General features: G+C 31.8%; 19 protein-coding genes and 1 pseudogene. 6 read left to right on the forward strand and 14 right to left on the reverse strand.

Going from position 1 to position 22,726, the window contains the following annotated elements; translation table 11 throughout:
- From B3N22_RS06355 to B3N22_RS06375, 5 genes and pseudogenes are all read right to left on the reverse strand, one after another.
- A pseudogene (locus B3N22_RS06355) lies at window positions 1-622 on the reverse strand (hypothetical protein); the annotation flags it as partial.
- A gap of 290 nt (window positions 623-912) precedes the next feature.
- Window positions 913-2,316, reverse strand: a complete 1,404-nt coding sequence (locus tag B3N22_RS06360) for a hypothetical protein (RefSeq protein ID WP_286905568.1) — start codon at window positions 2,314-2,316, stop codon at window positions 913-915.
- 189 nt (window positions 2,317-2,505) lie between these two features.
- Complete coding sequence (locus tag B3N22_RS06365; protein WP_238902132.1) at window positions 2,506-3,375, reverse strand: radical SAM family protein; 870 nt, start codon at window positions 3,373-3,375, stop codon at window positions 2,506-2,508.
- A 23-nt stretch (window positions 3,376-3,398) separates the two neighbouring features.
- Window positions 3,399-5,114: a methyl-accepting chemotaxis protein gene (locus tag B3N22_RS06370; RefSeq protein ID WP_238902133.1), complete on the reverse strand. Its 1,716-nt coding sequence runs from the start codon at window positions 5,112-5,114 to the stop codon at window positions 3,399-3,401.
- A gap of 347 nt (window positions 5,115-5,461) precedes the next feature.
- Window positions 5,462-5,806: a winged helix-turn-helix transcriptional regulator gene (locus B3N22_RS06375; RefSeq protein WP_286905572.1), complete on the reverse strand. Its 345-nt coding sequence runs from the start codon at window positions 5,804-5,806 to the stop codon at window positions 5,462-5,464.
- 128 nt (window positions 5,807-5,934) lie between these two features.
- On the opposite strand from B3N22_RS06375, the gene B3N22_RS06380 reads away from it, so the two are divergent.
- Window positions 5,935-6,327 (forward strand): pyridoxamine 5'-phosphate oxidase family protein, encoded by a 393-nt coding sequence (locus tag B3N22_RS06380; protein ID WP_073019359.1) that lies wholly within the window; start codon window positions 5,935-5,937, stop codon window positions 6,325-6,327.
- A 124-nt stretch (window positions 6,328-6,451) separates the two neighbouring features.
- The gene (locus B3N22_RS06385) at window positions 6,452-7,687 is read left to right on the forward strand and encodes an IS256 family transposase (RefSeq protein ID WP_286905576.1); all 1,236 of its coding nucleotides are present in this window, start codon (window positions 6,452-6,454) and stop codon (window positions 7,685-7,687) included.
- Window positions 7,688-7,900: 213 nt separating this feature from the next.
- Here B3N22_RS06385 and purE read toward each other — a convergent pair whose 3' ends face one another.
- The 5 genes from purE to B3N22_RS06410 form a co-directional block, all read right to left on the reverse strand.
- Window positions 7,901-8,395 (reverse strand): 5-(carboxyamino)imidazole ribonucleotide mutase, encoded by a 495-nt coding sequence (gene purE / locus B3N22_RS06390; protein WP_238902136.1) that lies wholly within the window; start codon window positions 8,393-8,395, stop codon window positions 7,901-7,903.
- A gap of 17 nt (window positions 8,396-8,412) precedes the next feature.
- Entirely contained in the window at window positions 8,413-9,585 is a 1,173-nt protein-coding gene (locus B3N22_RS06395; RefSeq protein WP_286905578.1) for a 5-(carboxyamino)imidazole ribonucleotide synthase, read from the reverse strand.
- A 133-nt stretch (window positions 9,586-9,718) separates the two neighbouring features.
- Window positions 9,719-10,882 (reverse strand): GGDEF domain-containing protein, encoded by a 1,164-nt coding sequence (locus tag B3N22_RS06400; RefSeq protein WP_286905580.1) that lies wholly within the window; start codon window positions 10,880-10,882, stop codon window positions 9,719-9,721.
- Window positions 10,883-11,218: 336 nt separating this feature from the next.
- Window positions 11,219-13,006, reverse strand: a complete 1,788-nt coding sequence (locus B3N22_RS06405) for a PAS domain-containing protein (RefSeq protein WP_286905582.1) — start codon at window positions 13,004-13,006, stop codon at window positions 11,219-11,221.
- Between the two features lie 108 nt (window positions 13,007-13,114).
- Window positions 13,115-13,993 (reverse strand): LysR family transcriptional regulator, encoded by an 879-nt coding sequence (locus tag B3N22_RS06410; protein ID WP_286905584.1) that lies wholly within the window; start codon window positions 13,991-13,993, stop codon window positions 13,115-13,117.
- 111 nt (window positions 13,994-14,104) lie between these two features.
- Here B3N22_RS06410 and leuC point away from each other — a divergent pair, with 111 nt between their 5' ends.
- Window positions 14,105-15,505, forward strand: coding sequence for a 3-isopropylmalate dehydratase large subunit (gene leuC / locus B3N22_RS06415; protein ID WP_286905587.1), 1,401 nt, complete (start codon window positions 14,105-14,107; stop codon window positions 15,503-15,505).
- Between the two features lie 13 nt (window positions 15,506-15,518).
- Window positions 15,519-16,130 carry a 3-isopropylmalate dehydratase small subunit gene (gene leuD / locus B3N22_RS06420; RefSeq protein WP_286905588.1) on the forward strand — a complete coding sequence of 204 codons (612 nt, stop codon included), beginning with the start codon at window positions 15,519-15,521 and terminating at the stop codon, window positions 16,128-16,130.
- A 90-nt stretch (window positions 16,131-16,220) separates the two neighbouring features.
- Here leuD and B3N22_RS06425 read toward each other — a convergent pair whose 3' ends face one another.
- The 3 genes from B3N22_RS06425 to B3N22_RS06435 form a co-directional block, all read right to left on the reverse strand.
- Window positions 16,221-16,442 (reverse strand): hypothetical protein, encoded by a 222-nt coding sequence (locus B3N22_RS06425; RefSeq protein ID WP_286905589.1) that lies wholly within the window; start codon window positions 16,440-16,442, stop codon window positions 16,221-16,223.
- 100 nt (window positions 16,443-16,542) lie between these two features.
- Complete coding sequence (locus tag B3N22_RS06430; protein ID WP_286905590.1) at window positions 16,543-17,481, reverse strand: FAD:protein FMN transferase; 939 nt, start codon at window positions 17,479-17,481, stop codon at window positions 16,543-16,545.
- A complete protein-coding gene (locus B3N22_RS06435) occupies window positions 17,474-18,421 on the reverse strand; it encodes a LysR family transcriptional regulator (protein WP_286905592.1) in 948 nt (315 codons plus the stop codon). The genes B3N22_RS06430 and B3N22_RS06435 overlap by 8 nt, the downstream gene beginning before the upstream one ends.
- A 173-nt stretch (window positions 18,422-18,594) precedes the next feature.
- Here B3N22_RS06435 and B3N22_RS06440 point away from each other — a divergent pair, with 173 nt between their 5' ends.
- A complete protein-coding gene (locus B3N22_RS06440) occupies window positions 18,595-19,197 on the forward strand; it encodes an NADPH-dependent FMN reductase (RefSeq protein WP_286905593.1) in 603 nt (200 codons plus the stop codon).
- A 13-nt stretch (window positions 19,198-19,210) separates the two neighbouring features.
- The gene (locus tag B3N22_RS06445) at window positions 19,211-21,634 is read left to right on the forward strand and encodes a flavocytochrome c (protein WP_286905594.1); all 2,424 of its coding nucleotides are present in this window, start codon (window positions 19,211-19,213) and stop codon (window positions 21,632-21,634) included.
- Between the two features lie 111 nt (window positions 21,635-21,745).
- Here the strand turns inward: B3N22_RS06445 and B3N22_RS06450 are convergent, their stop codons facing one another.
- The gene (locus B3N22_RS06450) at window positions 21,746-22,657 is read right to left on the reverse strand and encodes a ketopantoate reductase family protein (protein WP_286905596.1); all 912 of its coding nucleotides are present in this window, start codon (window positions 22,655-22,657) and stop codon (window positions 21,746-21,748) included.
- Window positions 22,658-22,726: the final 69 nt, after the last annotated feature.

Consider the following 22,726-nt stretch of genomic DNA (forward strand, 5'->3'; position numbering starts at 1 on the left):
TTGCTCCTGTTACCCCAGTTATTCCTGTTACTCCAGTTGCTCCTGTTACTCCTGTTGCTCCAGTTGTTCCAGTTACTCCTGTTACTCCTGTTACTCCAGTTACTCCTGTTACTCCTGTTACTCCTGTTGCTCCTGTTACTCCAGTTGCTCCTGTTACTCCTGTTGCTCCTGTTACTCCTGTTGCTCCGGTTATTCCAGTACCACCTGTTGGACTAACAATATCATCTTCTACTATAACCATAGTTGCTTTTACTGGAACAGTAGAAGCTAAAATTGCTGTACCTGATCCAATATAGTCTAATGTCAGAGCAACAGGTGCTGCACTAACCTCTATAATGCCAAACCCTACTACTTCTCCTGTTTTAGTAGGCATATTACCTTCTAAAATATCTCCCTGTGAAGATACAGCTGCAAATATAACTGAATTTGGAGCAGTTGCAGTTTGAACTGCTACCCACCAATTAAGAACGTACCTTCCTGCTTCATTGAATGTTATTACTCCTGTTACTGTGTTATAACTAACATTTCCTGCTGAGTAAACAGTATTATCAAAAATAATGTTTGAGCCAGATGCTATATTTTCTGCTACTAAAAGCTCTATCTGTAAAGCTATATTACTCATAAATTTCCTCCTTACATATAAAATTTAGCTTATGGTCTTATTTAACCTAAAGCTTGTCATTTTATAATATGTTTACAGCAAGAGCATAGTTACAATTGATGTATTTCAGTGTATTTTTATATACTTTTATGTGTATTAATGTAAAAATATAGTAATTACAAGAAAACATAACAGCTTATATATCCGAAAATTATTATAAAAATTATAAACTTCATTTTCATATAAAAATGCCCTCTGGTCTAAATTATGAAATATATACCAGAGGGCAAAACACTATTTTTTGTTAATTTTTAAGTCAAACGATTTATACTCCATATAGTCCCTGGAGCTCCTCCTCCAAGATCCAAAGGAATTGTTAATCCATCTGCTTCATAGAATAATCCCACAGTATCTCCTGCAGCCAACTCGACTTCTCCTGATAATGTTACTGTACCACTTCCTAATATAGCTCTTAAAGTTAATACTAAAGCAACATTAACATTAAGAAGTGGGAATAATCCACTTATTAAGTCAGTTGTAGTTGGCGCAATTCTACGAACTGTGAGGGCTGGATCAATGCCAGCTCCTAAAGATATAGTTATAGCTGCAGTTGTTGCAAAATTAATTGTAGCTTCTATATTATATCTTCCAGTAGCAGGTACTGTATAAATACCAGTCGTTGGGTCAAAGCTAGCACTTGTAAAGTATGGACTGGTAACAGTCCATCCAGTTAACTGAGTACTTGCTGCTGTTGTAAATGTTGGTAAGAAAGCTGCAAATCCTTCTGTCAAAACAGACGTTCCAGTCGCTCCAGTTGCTCCTGGTAATGCTAATGGTGTATAATCTGGTGATGTGTCTGGTGTTCCTGTAGGCGGAGCAGTATTAACTATATAGGTTCCTCCATTATAAGTTACTACTTGCCCTACTGGATAACCGGGTGCCGCTGCTGGATCAAATACTACTAATCCAGTAAGTCCAGCCCCTGTTACTCCGGTTGCCCCAGTTACCCCAGTTGCTCCAGTCACTCCTGTTACTCCTGTTACTCCTGTTACTCCGGTTGCCCCAGTTGCTCCAGTCACTCCAGTTACTCCAGTTACTCCAGTTACTCCTGTTACTCCAGTTACTCCTGTTACTCCTGTTACTCCGGTTGATCCAGTTACCCCAGTTACTCCTGTTGCTCCGGTTGATCCAGTTACCCCAGTTACCCCAGTTACTCCTGTAGCTCCGGTTGATCCAGTTACTCCTGTTGCTCCTGTTGCTCCTGTTGCTCCTGTTGCTCCAGTTGGACCTATTCCTCCTGTAGGACTAACTATATCGTCCTCTATTATCACCATAGTAGCCTTTACAGGTACAGTAGATGCAAAAATAGCTGTTCCTGCTCCAATATAATTTAAATTTAAAGTAACTGGCGCTACAGTAACATCTACTATCCCTACACCTACTACTTCTCCCGTTTTAATTGGCATATTGCCTTCCAATATATCGCCTTGAGAAGATACTGCTGCAAATATAACTGAATTTGGAGTTGTAGCTGTCTGTACCGCTATCCACCAATCAAGCACATATCTTCCTACTTCATTAAATGTTATTACCCCAGTTGCCGCATTATAACTAATATTTCCTGACGAATATACTACACTATCAAAGATAACACTTGATCCAGATGCTACATTTCCATCTGCCAAACGTTCTATCTGTAAAGCTATATTACTCATCAATTTCCTCCTAAGATAAAATTTATTAAGTTATTAGCTAGTTTAATAACTTATCATTCTATAGTATGGATTTAAACTATTTATCGTGATAATTTTTTTGACTTTTTATGTCTATTAATATCATTTTAGTAAGGAAAAATGTCTTAATATATTTCCAATTTAGAAATATACTAAGACATATTAATTTTATTAGTTATAATTTAAAAGTAGTTTTAAAAAGCTTGAACATTCTTTTCCTTGTTTTTTGTATAGTTTATATTTATTAGTTAGGTTTCTATATTGATCTAAATACCCATCTATTATTGATTGTTCTACTTTATCATAATATTTGAGATTCTCACTATAATCTTCTTTTAAAATTGCAATCTGTAATTTGCTTTCTTCATAAAATTTATCTAGTTTCTCTAAGTTTGAATGAAAATTATAATGAGTTATTATTTTAATGTTGTTACTATATGCATATTTCTTTTTATACTTTAATAAGTTGTCCTTGATTCTTTCACATATTTTATTCTTAGTCCCGAGATCAAAATTTACATATACACTTATATCTCTATTTACTATTACTTTTATTATTTCATCAGTTAATAGAAATCCATTTGTTATTATATTTACATGATAATTTCTCCCTAGATTATCATATATGTAAAGTATCTTGTTAAAATCCACTAATGGATCTCCTCCATAGAAAACCAAATCACATTTTTCTATTTGATTTGAATAATACTCTAATATATTTTTAACATTCTTAAAAATCTCTTTTTCGTCTACATTTATTTTTATGTGATTACCATCAATGTTACAATTATTACAACTCAAACTACACCTATCTGTAATATTAATCATAATTATAATATTATTATCATTTAGAAAAACCTGTATTTTATTATCGAATTGAAAAAAATCCTTTGTTTTACTTTTAGGTTTAAATATCAAATTTTTAATATCTGTTATATACCTCTCTAAATGACTACAAATATTCAAATTAACTTCTTTATTGTTATAAGCACATTGATTATAATCTCCTTCATAATATGCATTAGAATTATTATATATCATTTTACCTCTAAACCCTCTTAACATTATACTTTAAACTTCTGTGCTAGTTCACTTAAGTCTTGAGAAACTTCTGCCTGAGCCTGTGAAGTTTTTGCTACATCTATTACTGCATCTGTTACTTCATTAATGCTTAAAAGTATATCCTCAGAACTATTAGCTGATTCTTCAGCAGTTGCTGATACATTCTGAATAGCTCTGTTTACTTGTTCTATAACTTCATTTATTTGATTTGCTGATATTGATATTTCTTTTGTAATATTATTTATATGTTCTGCATCTTTTTCATACTGTATTCCTGTTTCTAGTAATAAGTCATAATTAGGGCCTACAGTTTCTTCCATGTATGTTAAAAAGCTTTGTCCACTTTTAGATAAATTCTCAAAAGCATCTTGAACCTGCTTTACCATACTTTGAATTCCACTTACGGCTTCTCCAGATTGTTCTGCTAACTTTCTAACCTCGTCAGCAACTACAGCAAAGCCTTTTCCTTTTTCTCCTGCTCTAGCTGCTTCAATTGCAGCATTCAAAGCTAACAAATTAGTTTGTTCTGCTATTGCACCTATAGAGTCAGCCATTATTTTTACATCTTCAACTACCTTACCATCAGCTATAGCTTTTAATACATTATTTCGATTTTCATTAAATATTATTTTTCCATCATCAATATTTTTTTCAGCTCTTTGTTTTATCTTTTCAGCTCTTTGTTTTATTTGCTCAACAGCTTTAAATGCCTCATTACTTTTGTTTGCTAATTCATTAGTTGTTGCACCAATTTCTTCAGCTGAGGCACTAACTTCTTCGGTAGTTGCGCTAAGATCTTGTATTCCATTAGATATCTGATTTGTGGCTTCATTTACTACTTCCATCTTACTGGATACCTCTTCTGTAGTTGCAGATAATTCTTCACTTCCTGCACTTATCTCTGATGATCCATTTATAATTTCACTTATAAGAGTCTTCACATTATCTTTTGCTTTATTCAACTCCATAGTTAAAATACCTATTTCATCCTTAGAATCCACATTCATATTTTTAGTTAAATCACCTTCACCTAATGCTTTAGCGAAATCTACTACTTTAGAAAGCTTTTTAGCTATTGATAAGGATATTAATAAACCTAATATACTAGCTAAAACAAATCCTATTACAGTTATAACTATAGCCGTAATTTTTGAAACATTAAAAATTCTTAGATTTTCATTGTTTGCACTTTCAGCTTCATTTTTATTCATTTCTATTATTTGCTCAAACGCATTCTGTATTTCAGATCTTGTTTTACTCATTTCTGTAACTGCTTTAGAGGCTTCGCCATAATTCCCTAATTCTACATATCCTATTGCCTTTTTAACTCCATTTTTATAAATCTTCATATCAGATTGTATTTTATCAACACTTTCTTTTTCATTAGGATTCATTAAATTATTTACATAGTAATCCAGTAACTCATCATTTTTACTGAATAATGTGTTTATTTGTATCTCAAGTTCCTCATTAGTTTCTTTTTTATCATTTTGGTATACCATTTTTAATAAATTAGTTCTAATACTAGAGAAATTTGAGTCTGCATCTGTAATTTTTAAAATTGAATTAATATTATAGCTATACATACGTATTGAATTATCATTTATTTTCCCCATACTGTTTATTCCCATGGCCCCTACTATACCTATAAATAATGCCACAGTGATAAACAATGATACTATTTTGGGTGCGATTTTTAAATTGTTAAACCTCTTCATTACTATTCCTCCCCAATTTACATTTAATCCTTTAGTTCATTTTTAATATCATATATACAAAATAAATATTTTGTACTGAAATGTTGAATATTATTAAAAAAGATTTAATATAATTAAACTTTTTTTCGTTTTGAAAAATAATTATTATGAATTTTTTTAATAATTAATATATTTTTTTATAAAAGTTTGTATTGTATGTCATATTATGTTAAAATAAATCGTACAAAATATTTATAAAGTTGTATTTTCATGTCATCTGAAAATATATGGATAAACTTTCAAAAAAGGAATAGCTTATAAACTNNAGTTTATAAGCTATTCCTTTTCCTTGTTAGATTTACAAAACTCTACTTTGAAACAGAGTTATTCATATACTCTATGTATTTATTTCCAAAAATCTCAAATTCATCTAATACGCTAATAAATTCTCTTCCTATTTCCGTAAGAGAATATTCTACTTTTGGAGGTACCTCTGGATATACATTTCTTTTTATCATTCCAGAATGTTCTAACTCTCTTAACTGTTTAGTCAAAGTTGCTTGCGTAACTTCTGGTAGTTTTCTTTTTAACTCTCCAAACCTAAGAGTTCCTTTTTCTAAATGGTGAATAATTAATATAACCCATTTTCCTGAAAAAACTTTCTGAACCGTTACGTAAGGGCATTTTCCGAATAATTCTAAACTTTTATCCATTTCTCCTCCTAATAGTATCATATAAGATACTTACTATTGCAAAAACACGTACTTGTTATAAATAGACAAACAATATAATATATTTCTATAATATAATTTTATACTATAATATTGAGAGGAGCAATACTATGAACATAGCAGCACAATTTCTTTTTGATGCAAAAACTTTTTATTTAGCAACTAATGAAGGAGGACAACCTCGTGTACGCCCATTTGGAGCTGTAGCAGAATTTGATGGAAAGACTTACATTGCAACTAACAACAAGAAAAAGGTATTTGAACAAATACTAAAAAACCCTAAGGTTGAAATAAGTGCAATGTATAAAGGAAGATGGATTCGTTTGGCTGGAGAATTAGCTGTAGATTCTAGACAAGAAGCAAGAGAAGCTATGATAGAAACTAATCCTGCTTTAAAAAATATGTACAAAGCAGATGACGGCATTTTTGAAGTTCTTTATTTTACAGAAGGAACTGCATCTATTTGTTCTTTTAATGGAGAAACCGAAGAAGTAACTCTATAGGATATAAATAAAAAAGAAGGGGATGTAGAAAGATTTGTGTGAAAACAAATCTACTACATCCTTTTTTGTATTATCTGATGGTAGATTTGGAATAATATTCTTATAAATAAAGGAGGATTCCAACATGAAAGAAATAGAAATACCTAATATAAACTATCAAGAAGAAGTTAAAAAGTGTAAGTCCATGGAAGATGTAGTTGGTAAAAATGGATTAATGCAAAAATTATTTAAAGATGTTATTCAACAACTTTTAGAAGCTGAAATGGATGAGTCATTAGGACGTGAAAGATATGAAAGAATAGAGAATGCCGAAGAGAAAAATTACAGAAATGGCTATTCTAAAAAGAATGTACGAAGCAGTTTTGGAGAAGTGGAACTTGATATTCCTCGTGATAGAAAATCTACGTTTGAGCCAGTATCTATAAGAAAATATCAAAGTGAATGTAGTGAGTTAGATAAAAAGATAATAGGTCTATACGCTAGAGGAATGTCAACTAGAGATATTCAAGCAGAGCTAGAGGAGTTATATGGAATAGATGTATCACCAAGTATGATATCAAATATAACAGATAAAGTAATGGCTTCCGCCGCCGAATGGCAAAATAGAATGTTAGATGCTATCTATCCTATATTATATATGGATGCTATTCATTTCAAAGTAAGAGATGATCATAGAATTGTTACAAAAGCAGCTTACATATGTATGGGCGTTGATATGGAAGGTTACAAAGATATTTTAGGAATATGGATTGGTGAGGCTGAAGGGGCTAAATTCTGGTTAGGAGTTTGCAATGATTTAAGCAACAGAGGAGTTAAAGATATATTCATAGCATGTATGGATGGTTTAAAGGGCCTACCTGACGCCATAAGAACAGTATTTCCTAATGTATGTATTCAAAACTGTATAATTCATCAGATTAGAAATTCTATGAGATATATACCATATAAAGATAGAAAAGAATTTATGGCGGATTTAAAGAAGGTCTGTAAGGCATCAACAGAAGAAATAGCGCTAGCGCAGCTCGATGAGTTGAAGGATAAATGGGATAAAAAATATTCAAATGTAATAGATTCATGGTACGTAAACTGGGATAAACTCTCAACATTCTTCTCGTTTACCGAAGGAATAAGAAAGATGATATACACAACAAATGCATTAGAGGGCTTTAATAGACAGCTTAGAAAATTTACTAAAACTAGAACCGTATTTCCTACTGATGATTCTCTTAGAAAATCACTCTATTTAGCAACAAATGTAGTGATGAAGAAGTGGACTTCACCTGTTCCGAATTGGGGATTAATACTATCTCAATTTATGATAATTTTTGGAGATAGGATTGCTAAAGATGAAATAATTTAAGCTTGTACTTCTTGTGGAAATAATGTATATAAATTCTATTTTTGCAAAAGCTAAAAACATAACACAACTTAGTATTAGTATTCCAATTAAGGTAAAAAATATAACTGGAAATCTAATTTCCAGTTATATAGATAAGCATAATTTATAATTCACACAAAATTTTTCACATTCTCTAAAAGAACTAAGGCATACTTAGTTCTTTTATTTATATAATTATTTAATTGTACTCTCTAAGTCTTCAGCTTTTTTAAGTACCATACTTTCTAAATCCTTTTTATATTTATCAACCGCATTATAAACTTTTTCGTCTACAGTACCTAAAATTTGAGCTGCCAAAATCCCTGCATTTTTTGCTCCATTAATTGCAACAGTTGCAACTGGAACTCCTGGAGGCATTTGAACAACTGAATATAGCGAATCTACTCCATTTAATGTACTAGTTTTCACAGGAACTCCTACTACTGGTAGAGCTGTCATAGCTGCAACCATTCCTGGTAAGTGTGCTGCTCCACCTGCTCCTGCAATAATTACCTTTATTCCTCTGTCTTTTGCTTCTTTAGAATAACTGTATAATTTATCTGGAGTTCTATGAGCAGAAACTATTGTCATTTCATAAGGTACTTCAAATTGTGTTAAAATTTCAGCTGCTTCCCTCATTACTGGTAGGTCTGAATCACTCCCCATTATTATACCTACTATTGGTTTCATAACTTTCCCCCTCTTTTCTAATGCTTTATTTTAGAAATAACTTTTATGTATTTACTTGCTTCTTGAGCTTTTTCTTTAGCTTGCTCTACAGTTTCCCCAACTGCTGTTAAATGCCCCATCTTTCTATGTGGCTTAGTCTCTGACTTGCCATATACATGAAGATAGGTTCCCCCAACTTTTAAGGCTTCATAAGCTCCCTCAACAAAAGTTTCTCCACTGTAGCCTGGCTCCCCTAATATGTTTCTCATTACTGTTGGTATTATTAAATCAGTTTTTCCTAAAGGAAGCCCAACTATAGCTCTTATATGATTTTCAAACTGTGAGGTTATACATCCCTCTATTGTATAATGACCAGAGTTGTGTGGTCTTGGTGCAACCTCATTTACCAGTACCTCTTCATCCTCTGTTAAAAACATTTCAATACACAAGATGCCTGCAGTATCAAAAATCTTACACACTTCTCTAGCTATATTTTTAGCTTTTTCTTCCACACTACTACTTATAGCAGCTGGTACTGAAGTTTCAAATAATATGCTGTCTTTATGTACATTTTCTGCTACTGGATATATAGCTATTTCTTTATCTCTACCTATACAACATAAAACTGATATTTCTTTTACATATGGAATATATTTTTCAAGATATAGTGGCATAATATCGCCCTTTAATTCTGTAAATGCTTTAATGATGTCCTCTTTTGTTTTTATAAGACTATTTCCTTTACCATCATACCCTCCCAATGCACTTTTCAGCATAGCTGGATATCCAAACTTTTCTATTGCTAATTCTATATCATGAGCTTTTTTAATTTCTATAAAATCCCCTAATGGAATATTGTATTTTTCAAGTTCTTTTTTCTGATTGTATTTGTTTTGAATTATTTTCAAACTGCTAGATTTAGGATAAACATCATACCCTTTTTCTTCTAGCTCTCTTAAAGCTTCTGTTGATATGTGTTCAAACTCACAGGTTAAAACATCTACCTTTTTTGCCAGTTCTAATAGTGCCTCTTTATCATCAAAACTTGCTACAATCTTTTCATTTGCTAAACAACTAGCAGGACAGTCTTCTGATGGGTCAAGTATAGCTGTGAAAATCCCCATTTTAGCGGCTTCATTTATCATCATCTTTCCTAATTGACCACCGCCTATTATTCCAACTCTTTTTGAAATAAAATCTTCGTTAATCATAAACTATTCCTTTCATATTTAAACATAATTAATAAATCCCATTATAATTCATCTTAATTTTAACACGAAAAATTAATTAATACAATAATTATAGGAATTTTATAAAACAACATTCGTGTATATACGAATGTTATTAAGGGTTTTGCACATCATAATTCTTGATTAAATGTATTTTATTTCTCCCACTTTCTTTAGCCTGATATAGAGCCTCATCTGCAAATCTGTAGGCCTTTTCAAAATTTAATTCTCCAGCTCCATCAAGAATAGATATCCCAAAACTTGAAGTTATCTTAATTATTGTATCTCCTACCTTAAACTCATTTTTCTCAATAACTTTTCTCAATGAGTCTACTCTGTCTTCAATATTTTCGGTCTCCCTATTGGAAATAAATATTATAAACTCTTCTCCTCCAAATCTAGCTACCAAATCATCAGAAGTAATATTTTCTTCTACTAGTTTTGCAAACTGCTTCAATATTTCATCTCCTACCGGATGCCCATACTTATCATTTATCTTTTTAAAAAAATCAATATCCATAACGACTATGTATGATTTACAAGTAGTATGTTTATCCATTAGAACCTTTTCTAACTGTTCTTTAAAATATCTCCTATTAGGTATTTCTGTTAATAAATCATAATTAGATAAGTATTGAAGTTTTTTGTTACTTTCTTCAAGTTTCATATTTTTATGTAAGTGAGAAACTTGATTGTTATATACAAACTTAGCTAGAAAATATGCAGAAACAAAGAAAAACGCTCCATTCATTAGGTGAGAAAATAATATGTCTTTATTTTTCTGAAATACTATCATCTCTATGATAAAGGTTAAAAAACATGTTATATACATTATATTATTGTAAGGTTTTTTTATAATAATAACTAATCCACTATAGATTATATTCACCCCAAAGGCCACTATCTGACCAGTAGTAAATTGATCTAAGCCAGTAATTAAAGTTATACTAAGCAGAATAATGCCTAAAATAAAGTAGACACAGTTTTCATAAAAACTTATACTTCTAGCTAGTTCTCTTTTAGTTACTATTCTAAAATATACTGCAAAATATAATCCCAGCACTGAAATAATTCCATGCAATATTAAATATGAAATATATATCCACTTACCTGCACTTTCTGAAGATCTTATTCCTGGTAAATCATGAAATATAATTATAAATATCTCCATAAGAGCTGTTATAGTTAGTCCTATCACAAGCCTCTTCATATTAGTAATCGCTATTGATTTTCTAATTTCTAGTTCTTCTTTTTTACTTAAATCCATGGCTATATTCATTCGCAATTATTCTCCATTTTATGTATTTTAATTACTATTATATTACTATGAATTTTTTAATACAATGGAAACTACTTAATGCAAAAAAGTGGCTGCGCCACTTCGCTAGGGAACCCTATGGTTCCCTTCGACGACACTGCGTGTCTGGCCCTTTTAGCCATGCTCTGCTGGTACATAAAGATTATTAATCTTTATGCCCTCCTTGACAGGCAGGGGAACAAAACTTCCCCTGCACCCCTTGCATTTTTTATTGCATAGGAAAAATGCACTTTCCTATGCAATAAAAAACATCTAAGCCCCTCCCTAAGAACCTAGATGTTTTTATGTTTTCTTATTCTATTTGTTTTTATCTATTTCAGTTACTATCTTTTCTAAAAGATCTTTCGTTTCGAAGTCCCCTCTTTGAGCTATCATTTCTATTGTTGCCATTGAAGACATTGTTTTAAAAAGTATTGGATTCTTAAGTTTACTGAACTTAGGAGAAAGATTAACTAAAAAATTCTTTATATATGGATACTTCTTTACTATCTCCCCTATATTACTATCTTTGGTTATTCCATATTCATTCTCCGGAAGTTCTTCTTCCTTAACATCAGATTCACCATCTTCCTTTTTCTTTGCGCCTTCATTAGTCCAAGATAAAAGTCTTTGAGTTCCAGTTAAGCTTCTTATCTTAGTAACATCCTGCATCATTTCTAATACGCCTCTGAAGTTACCTTCTTCATCTCTTACTGCATTATAAATAATATATATGAACTTTCCATTAATCTCTAGCCAGAATTCAGCTTCATCCTGTTCCCCTTCTCTAAAGGCTCTTATGATCTCCTCAACCATATGAACACTTTCTCTAGGATGACAGTTCTGTACCTCTCTACCTATGACCCCTGCACTTCTTGGGAATACTCTATGTTTAGTATCACTATAGAATTTAACTATTTCATTTTCATCAACATAAGATAAATCAACTTGAAGATGTTTAAAAATTAAATTTATCTGACTAAGAGTAAGTTTTCCTTGAGCAACATCTAAAACATCATTTTTAGATGAAGAATTAAGCATGCCATGCTTTTGAAGTACTGCCGCCATATCCTTCATAAAGTCATTTTCATTACTTCCATTTAGATTATTCATAACATTACCCTCCTTATTTCCATAAGGTGCTGGTGTTTTAATTAGACAATATCCAATCTCATCATCACCTTTTCTCATCTTCACAAAGTCTTCATCTGAAAGTAAGTCCATTGAAGTTGGAAGTAATATCTCTTCTTCCTTAACCATCATGTCCTCAACCATTTCCATTACTTCTTCTTGAAGCTTTAAGAATTCCTGATCCTTATCTCCCTCTAAAAGTCCTCTAGATTTTCTTATTATTTCTTTAGTATTATTATCTAAAGTCCACATTACTTTTGATGGTTTATCAAATCCCTTACTTTCTAATGCTGGGAATAATTGATTTTGTTTTCTAGAAAAATGAATACTTATTTGCCCTAATTTATCATATAACTCTAACCATTGATTTTTGATAAACTTCTTGCCTAACTGTTTTTTCATTTTACTCAAAACTTCTCTAATAGCTGAAATCTCATCTAAATAAGTTTTAACAGGATGACCTGATGGTAAATCAAGCTTCTCACTTACCAATATTCCATCAAAAATCTCTAATATCTCATCCATTCTTTCTGCTAATAAATCATCTGATATTCCATACTTTTGAAGATATTGCTCACATATAGCAAACTCTTGAGCAGTAATCTTTTCAAAAGAATCTTTCATAGTTTTCTTCGCTTCTTCTATAGTTATATTACCCTTTATATAATCTAATTTTATCTCAATTATTTTATTAATCTTATCTTCGTCTATATCTAGATTCTCTGTCATCTTTATCTTTTCTAATTTATCAATAGGATAAAAATAAGCATGGTACTCATCATCACTTACTTTTTCCACAAACTTATCAAACCCTTTTTCCTCCATCATTTTATACATAGGAAAAGGTTCAAAATCCTTAATTACATGTATTCCTTCATTTGGTTTCAATTCCTTAATAGCTTTAGTTACACAATCTCTAAAAGAATCATGTTCTCCCCTGCCGTCTATAGTTACATAGTTAATATCTTTTTTCATGGTATACCTCCCATTATATTAATAATTATATGAACTCTAATTGATAATCAATATCATTAATATAATAATAGCACTTACTTAAACTTAACTCTGTAACCATTGTTACGCTTATAGGAAATATTTTAAAAAAGTTTTAGCTGCTATAGATAATGGTATGCTTTTATGATAAGCCATTCCTATGCTTCTTTTAGGTATAGGAGGAGTTATTGGAATCTCCACAAGTTCTCCACTACCTAATTCCTTAAGTGTAAAATCTTTTATAACAGCCGTTATACCTAAACCTATTTTAGAAAACTCCACTAATAAATCCATATTACTTATCTCAATTTCTGGTTGAACAAATATATTATTATTACTTAGATATTTATCTATAAATTTTCTTGTTATATTATCTTTTTCCAAAAACATCAGAGTCCCAACATTAAAAATATCATTTATATCTTCAATATTTAATGAATCTAAATATTCCTTGTTAGCTACAAATATATCTTGAATTTCTACTAAATTTATATAATTAAAAAAATCTTCTTCTGGCGGTTCACTTACAAAGCAAATATCAACTTCTCCATATTTAAGAAGCTTCAAGGTTTCTAAGGTAGTTTTATTTATAAACTTTATCTCTATATTGGGATATTCTTTTATAAAATTTTTAAGCTTAGGTATAACAAAATGTTTGCATATAGTAGTACTTACCCCTATTTTTATGCTTCCTTGTTCCTTCATCTTAAATTTATCCAAAACAGTTTCCCCTAAAGAAATTTCATTTAAAGCTCTTTCTACATATTTATAGAAAACTTCCCCTTCTTTTGTAAGCTTAACCCCTCTAGAATTTCTGGAGAACATAGTTATTCCTAACACATCTTCTAACTTTTTTATAGACTTACTTACTGCTGGCTGACTTATAAATAGTTCTTCAGCTGCTAAGGATATGTTTCCACACTTTGCTACCTTATAAAAAACTCTATATAATTCTAAATTGCTTTCCATTATATAACCTCCAGTTATATCAAACATAATTAATATATATTTCAATTATAAACCTAAATGTTATAAAATTACTATAAGCAATAAGTCAGACAAAAAAAGGGGGCTTTTTTAATGGCTAAAAAAACATTATACGAAAAAATTTGGGATAAGCATTTAGTTAGTCTTGGGGAAGGCGGACAAAGCTTAATCTATATAGACCTTCATTTAATTCATGAGGTAACTTCACCTCAAGCTTTTGAAGGTTTAAGACTTGCAGGTAGAAAAATAAGAAGACCTGATTTATCATTTGCTACTATGGACCATAATGTACCTACTTTAGATAGATACAATATTAAAGATCCTATTTCTAAACAGCAAATGGATACACTTAGTAAAAATTGTGAAGATTTTAAAGTTACATTGTTTGATTTAAATAGTCCTAATCAGGGAGTTGTTCATGTTATGGGGCCAGAGATTGGACTTACTTTACCTGGTAATACAATTGTTTGTGGTGATAGTCATACTGCAACTCATGGCGCTTTCGGTGCCTTAGCCTTTGGTATTGGTACAAGCGAAGTTGAACATGTACTTGCAACACAATGTTTACCTCAAAAAAAATCTAAAACTATGAAAATCGAAGTTAAAGGTTTCTTTAAATCTGGAATTACAGCTAAGGATTTAATTCTTGGAATCATAAGTAAATATGGAACAGACTTTGGAACAGGATATGTTATTGAATTTACTGGAGAGGCTCTTAAAACAACTACTATGGAGCAAAGAATGACTATTTGTAACATGGCTATAGAAGCAGGAGCAAGATCTGGTTTATTCCAACCTGATGAAGTTACTTTTGAATACTTAAGAAATAAAGACTATGCTCCAAAAGATGAAGCTTTCGAAAAAGCTGTAGAAGAATGGAAAACTTTATGTTCTGATGAAGATGCTGAGTTTGACACAGTTCTTGAATTTGACTTAGATACCTTAGAACCACAGGTAACTTGGGGAACAAGTCCAGGAATGGGAGCAGGAATTAATGATTTAGTACCTTCACCAAAGGATTTTAACGATTTAGATAAACAAAAGTCTACAGAAAAGGCTTTAGAATATATGAACCTTACCCCTGGTACTCCTATGAAAGATATAGAAATAAACTATGCATTTATAGGTTCTTGTACTAATGGAAGAATTGAAGACCTAAGAGCTGCTGCAAAAATAGCAAAGGGTCGCAAAGTTTCTCCAAAGGTTACAGCACTAGTTGTTCCAGGTTCAGTAAGAGTTAAAGCTCAAGCAGAAAAAGAAGGTCTTGATAAGATCTTTATAGAAGCAGGTTTCGAGTGGAGAGAGCCAGGATGCAGTATGTGTTTAGCTATGAATCCTGATGTATTAAAACCAGGTGATAGATGCGCTTCAACCTCAAATAGAAATTTTGAAGGTCGTCAAGGTCGTGGCGGAAGAACTCATTTAGTTTCTCCAGAAATGGCAGCTGCGGCTGCAATATATGGACACTTTGTAGATGTAAGAGATTTACTATAAGGAGGATTATTTTATGGAAGCATTTATAAAACACACTGGAATCGTAGCTCCTTTAGATAGATCAAACGTAGATACAGATGCTATAATTCCAAAACAATTTTTAAAGAGAATTGAAAGAAGCGGCTTTGGTAAATTCCTATTTTATGAATTTAGATTTGATGAAGAAGGAAAAGATATTGAAGATTTCGTTCTAAATCTTCCTAAATATAAAGGAGCTTCTATCCTACTTTCAAGAGCAAACTTTGGTTGCGGCTCTTCTAGAGAACATGCACCTTGGGCATTAGAAGATTATGGCTTTAAAGCTATCATAGCTTCAAGCTTTGCAGATATTTTTTATAATAACTGCTTCAATAACGGAATACTTCCTGTAAAACTTTCTTCTGAAGAAATAGAAACCCTATTTCAAAAAACTGAAACTATCGAAGGTTATAAAATTGAAATAGATTTAGAAGAAAAAAAGGTAAAAGATAATACAGGATTAGAATTTAGCTTTGATGTAGAAGATTTTAAAAGAACTAAACTTCTAAATGGATATGACGATATAAGTCTTACTCTATTAAAAGAAGAAGAAATCTCTAAATTTGAAGCAACACATAATACTAATAAAACAGCAGCAACAATTTAAGTAAAAAGCAATCTTCTTAGAAGATAAAATAACTCTATTAAAAAGCCTTGCAGAATAATTTTATTAAATCCTTCTGCAAGGCTTTTTTCTTTATTTTTCTCTTTTATCTTTTCCCTTAAATAAAAGATATATATTAAACAAAACTCCTAAAATACCAATAGGTATAAATATTATAAGTTTTAAGTTATCGTTTTTTTGCCATATTATAACCCCAACTATAATTGCAAATATGATTACAAGGCATAAAGTAAAAATGGTTATATTAATAAGTTTATTATTTAATGAGTTTTTTGACCTAAAATTATCTCCCATAAATACCTCCTTCAAGTCACCTTCTAATACCATTATATTACTAATAAGGATTACTTATCAAGCTTAAAGGGTTACTTCTTAGAGATAATATTTCTATCTATTAAGTTGTTATCGGATATATCTTTCCCTTGATATTCTCTGTATGTGCTAGGTTTCCATCCACAGTTATTACAACCGCACCCATATTATTAATTTTATTAACTCTACGTATAATTGAGGTGGCATCTAATCCAAAAAGCTTTGTAGTATATATATCGCAGTCCACGGATTTATCAGCAATAATAGTTAAGGAAGCTACGTTACTTTCTATTGGATATCCTGTTTTACTATCAAATATATGGTGATATTTACTTCCGTTTTTTTCAAGTACTCTCTCATATATACCTGAGGTTACAACGGATTGATTTCTTATTTTAACAAGTGCCACCGCATTTCCTCTTGGCAAAAAAGGATTTTGTATTCCTACTTTCCAGTCACCACCTTCAGATGGTGATTCCCCAAAAACAAGAACATTACCTCCCATATCCACCATAGCTGAACTAGCTCCATTTTCCTTAAAAAATTCCATAACTTTATCAGCAAAATACCCCTTAGCTATGGCTCCAAGGTCTATCTCCATGCCTTCTTTTAGTAAATAGACACTCTTTTCTTCATCATCTAGTTGTATATTCTCAGGTCTTAAAAGTTCTAATACCTTTTTTATAGACTCTTTGTCTGGCACATGTGCCTCATCAAAACCTATTCTCCATAATTTTATCAACGGGCCTATTGCTATATTTAAATATGTACTTTCACATAAACTATGTTTTTTTCCTATTTTTATCAGCTCATACAGCTCCTCATCCACTTTTTGTGGAGCCAATGAAGCTGCTTTTTTAAGCATCCCAAGCTGTGAGTTATCACTATTAGCGCTAAAAACTTCTTCATAATGAATAAGCATATCACAAGCTTTTTCAGCTAGTTTTTCAGCATCTTTTCCCTTTATATAAAGAGTTATTTTTGTTCCCATAAGATATATAATCTTTGTATACTCATCCATTTTGTTCTCCTATATTAAAACTATTCTGCCCATGAGTTAGAAATGCATCTATAAGGTCTTTATCAATACTCGTAAGTTTTCTTTCACTTAGATATGCAATAAAATAATCTATGCTCAACTCATCCATAGGAACCTGATATATATTATATTCAGAGGGGCTCTCCTTTACATAGACACTTTCCGGTATAAAAGTCACTCCCAAATTACTCGTTGCAAGATTACGTATAGTATAAATCTCTGTACTTTCCATTATGATTTTGGGCTCTACCTTATAAACACTTAATAGCTGATCTATCTGTTTTCTTATTGCAGAACCTTTAGAAGTAAGTATCATCTTTTGACTCAATATCTTGCTTATGTCCATAGTCCCCTCTGGAATAATGGCTACATCTTTCTGATATAAATCGCAAGCGCGTGGAATAATAGCACGGTATCCGTGTTTTCCCCAGCTAACTGAATTTAAGTTTGGAGAAATATTTCTTGAATTTTGTCCAATCCAAAAATCCAATTCACCATTTTGAGTAAGTTTCTCATTTTTATCTGGTAAAGCCTCTGAAAGCTCTACTCTATAGTTTGGATACATACCTAAAAATTTTGGTAAAAACAGAGGTAAAAGGTAAGTTCCAAGACTAGGAAGCACTCCTATTTTTATAACCTTACTGCCTATATCTGACACATCTGATATTTCCCTAAGTAGTTTTGCATAGTTATTTTCTATTGAAGTTAAATATTGATAATATATCTTCCCCTGCTCAGTTAAACGATATGGAAGTTTACTACGGCTTATAAGCTCACAGTTTAACTGCTCTTCTACCCTTTTAATAACCTGAGTTAAATAAGGTTGAGAAATATAAAGTGATTTAGCAGCTTTTCCATAATTACTGTACTTTAAAATAGCATCAATATAATACAAAATATCCTGAGGATAGCCTTTTGACATTTCATTCATTCCTTTGTGAAACAATTAACTTGTTTATTCTTGTTTTTGATTATAACAAATATGTTATCAAACATCAATAAATAACTATTAGATATAATATATGGAGCATGTTAAAATTATATCAAACATACTACTAAAATTATGAAATTTTGATGTACAGAAAGGGGATTACCATGAAATATTTAGCAATCGTAGGCACCAATTCAGACGTGTCAACTAATCGTATGTTACTTCAATTTATGCAAAAACATTTTTCTAATGAGGCAGATATTGAAGTATATGAAATTAAGGATTTACCTCCATTTATTGAACTTGAGGATTCTGATATTATTCCTCAAAAAGTAGAAGAATTATCTGATAAAATCTTAAAAGTCGATGGAGTAATAATAGCAACCCCAGAGTATGATCATGCCATACCTGCTGTTTTAAAAAGTGCTCTTGAGTGGATTAGTTACACTAGCCAAGCACTTACAGACAAGCCTCTTTTAATAGTAGGAGCTTCTCTTGGTACACTTGGTTCTTCTCGTGCACAAGCACATCTTAGACAAATACTTGATTCACCTGAGCTTGCTGCTAGAATCATGCCAAGCAGTGAATTCCTTTTAGGAAGATCACAAGGTGCATTTGATAGCACAGGAAATCTTATATATGCTGATAAGTTAGCAGAACTTGATGAAATTTTTAGAGAGTTTGTTCTATTTACTGATATAACATCAAAACTTTTAGCAGAAAAAGTTTTAAATAAAAAAGTTAAAAAATTCACGTGGGAAGAGTAGGAGGATTAGTATAATGAAATTTATAGCAATTGTTGGAACTAGTGCAAAAAAATCATATAATCGTAAACTCCTTCAGTTTATGAAAAAATACTTTGATTCAAAGGCAGAAATAGAAATACTTGAGATTACAGACGTTCCTATGTTTAATCAATCTGATAATCAATCCTCAAGTGAAGTTATACAGATGTTTAACAATAAGATTATAGCAAATGATGGTGTTATTATAGCTACTCCTGAATATAATCATTCAGTACCATCTAGCCTTAAAAGCTTAATTGAATGGCTAAGCTTTGACCTTCATCCACTTGCTGGAAAACCAGTAATGATCCTTGGTGCTTCTCTTGATACTCAAGGTTCATCTCGTGCACAACTACATCTTCGTCAAATCCTAGATGCACCAGGGGTAGATGCAAATGTAATGCCAGGATATGAGTTTTTACTTGGAAATGCAAACAAAGCATTTGATGAGGAAGGTAATCTAAACAATGAAAGAACTATAGATTTCCTTGAAATATGTTTCCTACGCTTTATGCGTTTTGCAAAGATTGCAAATCAGCTTAATGAAGAAGAAGAATTTACATTTACTCCAGGAGTATATGAGGTAAGTGCAATAGGTCACAGCGGAAGTCTTCCAATGAAAGTATCCTTTAGTGAAAACAGAATAGAGAGTATAGATATAAATACAGATGGAGAAACAGAAGGTCTTGCCGATGTAGTTTTTGTAAGAATACCAGATAAAATAATCGAAGGACAAACATTAAATGTTGATGCTCTTTCTGGTGCTTCTGAAACTAGTACTGCTGTATTAGACGGTGTAGCTAAAGCAGTTAAGCTTGCAGGAGTTAACCCTGATATACTTAAAAGACGTCCAAAACCTGCTAGCAGCCTTATAAAAGAAGATGAAGAATATACTTGTGATGTAGTAGTTGTAGGCGGAGGCGGTGCTGGATTAAGTGCAGCTGCAACAGCACTTCAAAATGGTAAAAGTGCTATTGTTCTTGAAAAATATCCAGCAGTAGGTGGTAATACCATACGTTCAGGTGGTCCTGTAAATGCTGCAGATCCAGAATGGCAAGTGAAATTTGATGAAAATCCAGGTGAAAGACATACCATCGAAGCATTACTAGATACAGATGAGAGCTTAATTCACGCAGAATATTTAGATGATTTCCATGCACTTAGAAAAGAGTTTTCTGACTATAAGAAAAAGTTTGACACACAAAAAGGACATCTATTTGATTCTCCACTACTTCACAGAATGCAAACATATTTTGGTGGAAAAAGAACTGACCTTAATGGCAACGCAATATACGGACAATATGACCTAGTAAAAATCCTTACAGACAGAGCTTTAGAAAGTGTTCAATGGCTAGAGGAAATAGGAGTTGAGTATGATAAAAGTATAGTATTCGCTCCAGTTGGTGCACTTTGGCGTCGTGGTCATAAGCCTACTAAAAGCCATGGTTCATCATTTATACTTGCACTAACAAAATATGTACAAGATAACTCAGGAAAAATCATTACAGATAGTCCTGTAAAAGAATTTATCATAGAAGATGGCGAAATAAAAGGAGTTATAGCAACTGGTGTTAATGGTCAAAAGGTAACTGTTCATGCAAAAGCAGTAGTGCTTGCAAGTGGTGGTTTTGGTGCAAACACAAAGATGCTAAAAGAATATAACACCTATTGGAGTGATATTGCTGATGATATAAAAACTACTAACTCCTACGCTATGACTGGTGACGGAATATTACTTGGTAAAACAGTAGGTGCTGCACTTACAGGAATGGGCTTTACTCAAATGATGCCTGTAGCAGATCCTGAAACTGGTGAACTATTCAGCGGAGTTCAAGTACCTCCTGAAAACTTTGTAATGGTAAATAAAGAAGGTAAAAGATTTATTAATGAATTCTCTGGAAGAGATGTTTTAACAAAAGCTGCTATAGAACAGGGTGGTTTATTCTACCTTATAGCTGATGATGAAATAAAGAAAACAGCTGCTAATACAAGTCAAGAAAAGCTAGACCGTCAGGTAGAAGCTGGTACTTTATTTAGAGCAGATACCCTAGAAGAGCTAGCAGTAAAAGTTGGTATGGAGCCAGCAGTTCTTGTAGATACTATTAATAAGTATAACTCATATGTTGATGCTGGATTTGATCCTGAATTCCATAAGGATACATTTAGCTTAAAAGTGGAGAAAGCACCATTTTATGCTACTCCTAGAAAACCAGCAGTTCATCATACAATGGGTGGACTTAAGATAGACACTAAAGCTCATGTATTAGACGAAAATGATAAACCAATTAAAAACCTTTATGCAGCTGGAGAAGTTGCTGGGGGTATCCATGCAGGTAACCGTCTTGGTGGTAATGCATTAACCGATATATTTACATTCGGAAGAATTGCTGGAAAAACTGCCGTTGATGAAATGAAATAGTTATAGGTTAAATAACTAATATAAAAAGCAATACACAAAACTCAGAGCCAATAACACGTATAACTAAAAATGCGGTTATTGGCTCTATTTTTCCTTAAATTAAAAATATAATTAATAGCCACTTTCTATAGCTTTAACTCTATCATAAAAATTCTTATTAACAGGGGTTTCTAGTAAGTACTTTTTCCCAAGCTCAAGAACCGCTCCTGAAAACAAGTCTACCTCACTTAAGCGTTTTGCCTCCATGTCTTGAGCCATAGATGGTTTTCCTGTTTCACTTAAACCATCTAATATATCGAGCCAATAATTTAAATCCTCTTCTGTAAGATTAATTCCTTCTTTTTCAGATAACAGGATAACTTCTCTCATAGCTCTAATCATGGTATCTCTAGCTTCTCCTTGAACTTGAATTGTTCCATAATTCCCTCTATATAAAGCAACAGTTTGATTAACCCCAACATTAAGCATAAACTTGCTCCATAACCTTTTATACATGTCCTTTTGAACCTCATGTGGTAACTCTACACTTTCAAAGAAATCCTCAACTAAGCTTACCTTTTCTGAAATAACACCAGCTTCTTTTTCACCAAAACATATCATTCCCATATTTTTATAAGTTAGCTTGTTACCTTTCCTTACTGCATCCATTCCCTGAGCTACAGAATATAGAACCTTGTTCTCACCATAAGCTTCTGCAATTAACTTCTCACTAGTTATTCCATTTAATAAAGATAAAATTATTGTATTTTCCCCAACTTGATTTTTTATATCCCTTATAGCATCCTTAAGTGCACTATATTTCACAGCAATAATTACAAGGTCAGCAGGTGCATTTTTCTCCTCTGGAGTTATAAAATTAAAATCACAAATCTCATCGTTACAATATATATTTGAATATCTTTTTATTCTATCTTCACTGGCTATAATTCTTAAGTCTTCTTTCTTCATCCTTTTAGATAAATGATTACCAAATAATATACCAAGAGCCCCAATCCCTATAATAGATATCTTATTAATCTTCATGATAAAATTAAGCCCCCTTTAGATTAGTCTCATAAACTTTATGAATAAATAATCAATTAAGATATAAAA

The sequence above is a fragment of the Clostridium sp. UBA1652 genome (assembly GCF_002320975.1).
GTDB lineage: Bacteria > Bacillota > Clostridia > Clostridiales > Clostridiaceae > Clostridium_T > Clostridium_T intestinale.

Excerpts from the sequence above, each read along its gene's own strand:
- leuC (WP_286905587.1), top strand. The coding sequence starts at position 14,105 with ATGGCTAAAAAAACATTATACGAAAAAATTTGGGATAAGCATTTAGTT.
- B3N22_RS06375 (WP_286905572.1), bottom strand. The coding sequence starts at position 5,806 with ATGGATAAAAGTTTAGAATTATTCGGAAAATGCCCTTACGTAACGGTT.
- B3N22_RS06430 (WP_286905590.1), bottom strand. The coding sequence starts at position 17,481 with ATGGATGAGTATACAAAGATTATATATCTTATGGGAACAAAAATAACT.
- B3N22_RS06440 (WP_286905593.1), top strand. The coding sequence starts at position 18,595 with ATGAAATATTTAGCAATCGTAGGCACCAATTCAGACGTGTCAACTAAT.
- B3N22_RS06360 (WP_286905568.1), bottom strand. The coding sequence starts at position 2,316 with ATGAGTAATATAGCTTTACAGATAGAACGTTTGGCAGATGGAAATGTA.
- purE (WP_238902136.1), bottom strand. The coding sequence starts at position 8,395 with ATGAAACCAATAGTAGGTATAATAATGGGGAGTGATTCAGACCTACCA.
- B3N22_RS06370 (WP_238902133.1), bottom strand. The coding sequence starts at position 5,114 with ATGAAGAGGTTTAACAATTTAAAAATCGCACCCAAAATAGTATCATTG.
- B3N22_RS06385 (WP_286905576.1), top strand. The coding sequence starts at position 6,452 with ATGAAAGAAATAGAAATACCTAATATAAACTATCAAGAAGAAGTTAAA.
- B3N22_RS06405 (WP_286905582.1), bottom strand. The coding sequence starts at position 13,006 with ATGAAAAAAGATATTAACTATGTAACTATAGACGGCAGGGGAGAACAT.
- B3N22_RS06425 (WP_286905589.1), bottom strand. The coding sequence starts at position 16,442 with ATGGGAGATAATTTTAGGTCAAAAAACTCATTAAATAATAAACTTATT.
- B3N22_RS06400 (WP_286905580.1), bottom strand. The coding sequence starts at position 10,882 with ATGAATATAGCCATGGATTTAAGTAAAAAAGAAGAACTAGAAATTAGA.
- B3N22_RS06365 (WP_238902132.1), bottom strand. The coding sequence starts at position 3,375 with ATGATATATAATAATTCTAATGCATATTATGAAGGAGATTATAATCAA.
- B3N22_RS06380 (WP_073019359.1), top strand. The coding sequence starts at position 5,935 with ATGAACATAGCAGCACAATTTCTTTTTGATGCAAAAACTTTTTATTTA.
- B3N22_RS06435 (WP_286905592.1), bottom strand. The coding sequence starts at position 18,421 with ATGTCAAAAGGCTATCCTCAGGATATTTTGTATTATATTGATGCTATT.
- leuD (WP_286905588.1), top strand. The coding sequence starts at position 15,519 with ATGGAAGCATTTATAAAACACACTGGAATCGTAGCTCCTTTAGATAGA.
- B3N22_RS06410 (WP_286905584.1), bottom strand. The coding sequence starts at position 13,993 with ATGGAAAGCAATTTAGAATTATATAGAGTTTTTTATAAGGTAGCAAAG.
- B3N22_RS06445 (WP_286905594.1), top strand. The coding sequence starts at position 19,211 with ATGAAATTTATAGCAATTGTTGGAACTAGTGCAAAAAAATCATATAAT.
- B3N22_RS06450 (WP_286905596.1), bottom strand. The coding sequence starts at position 22,657 with ATGAAGATTAATAAGATATCTATTATAGGGATTGGGGCTCTTGGTATA.
- B3N22_RS06395 (WP_286905578.1), bottom strand. The coding sequence starts at position 9,585 with ATGATTAACGAAGATTTTATTTCAAAAAGAGTTGGAATAATAGGCGGT.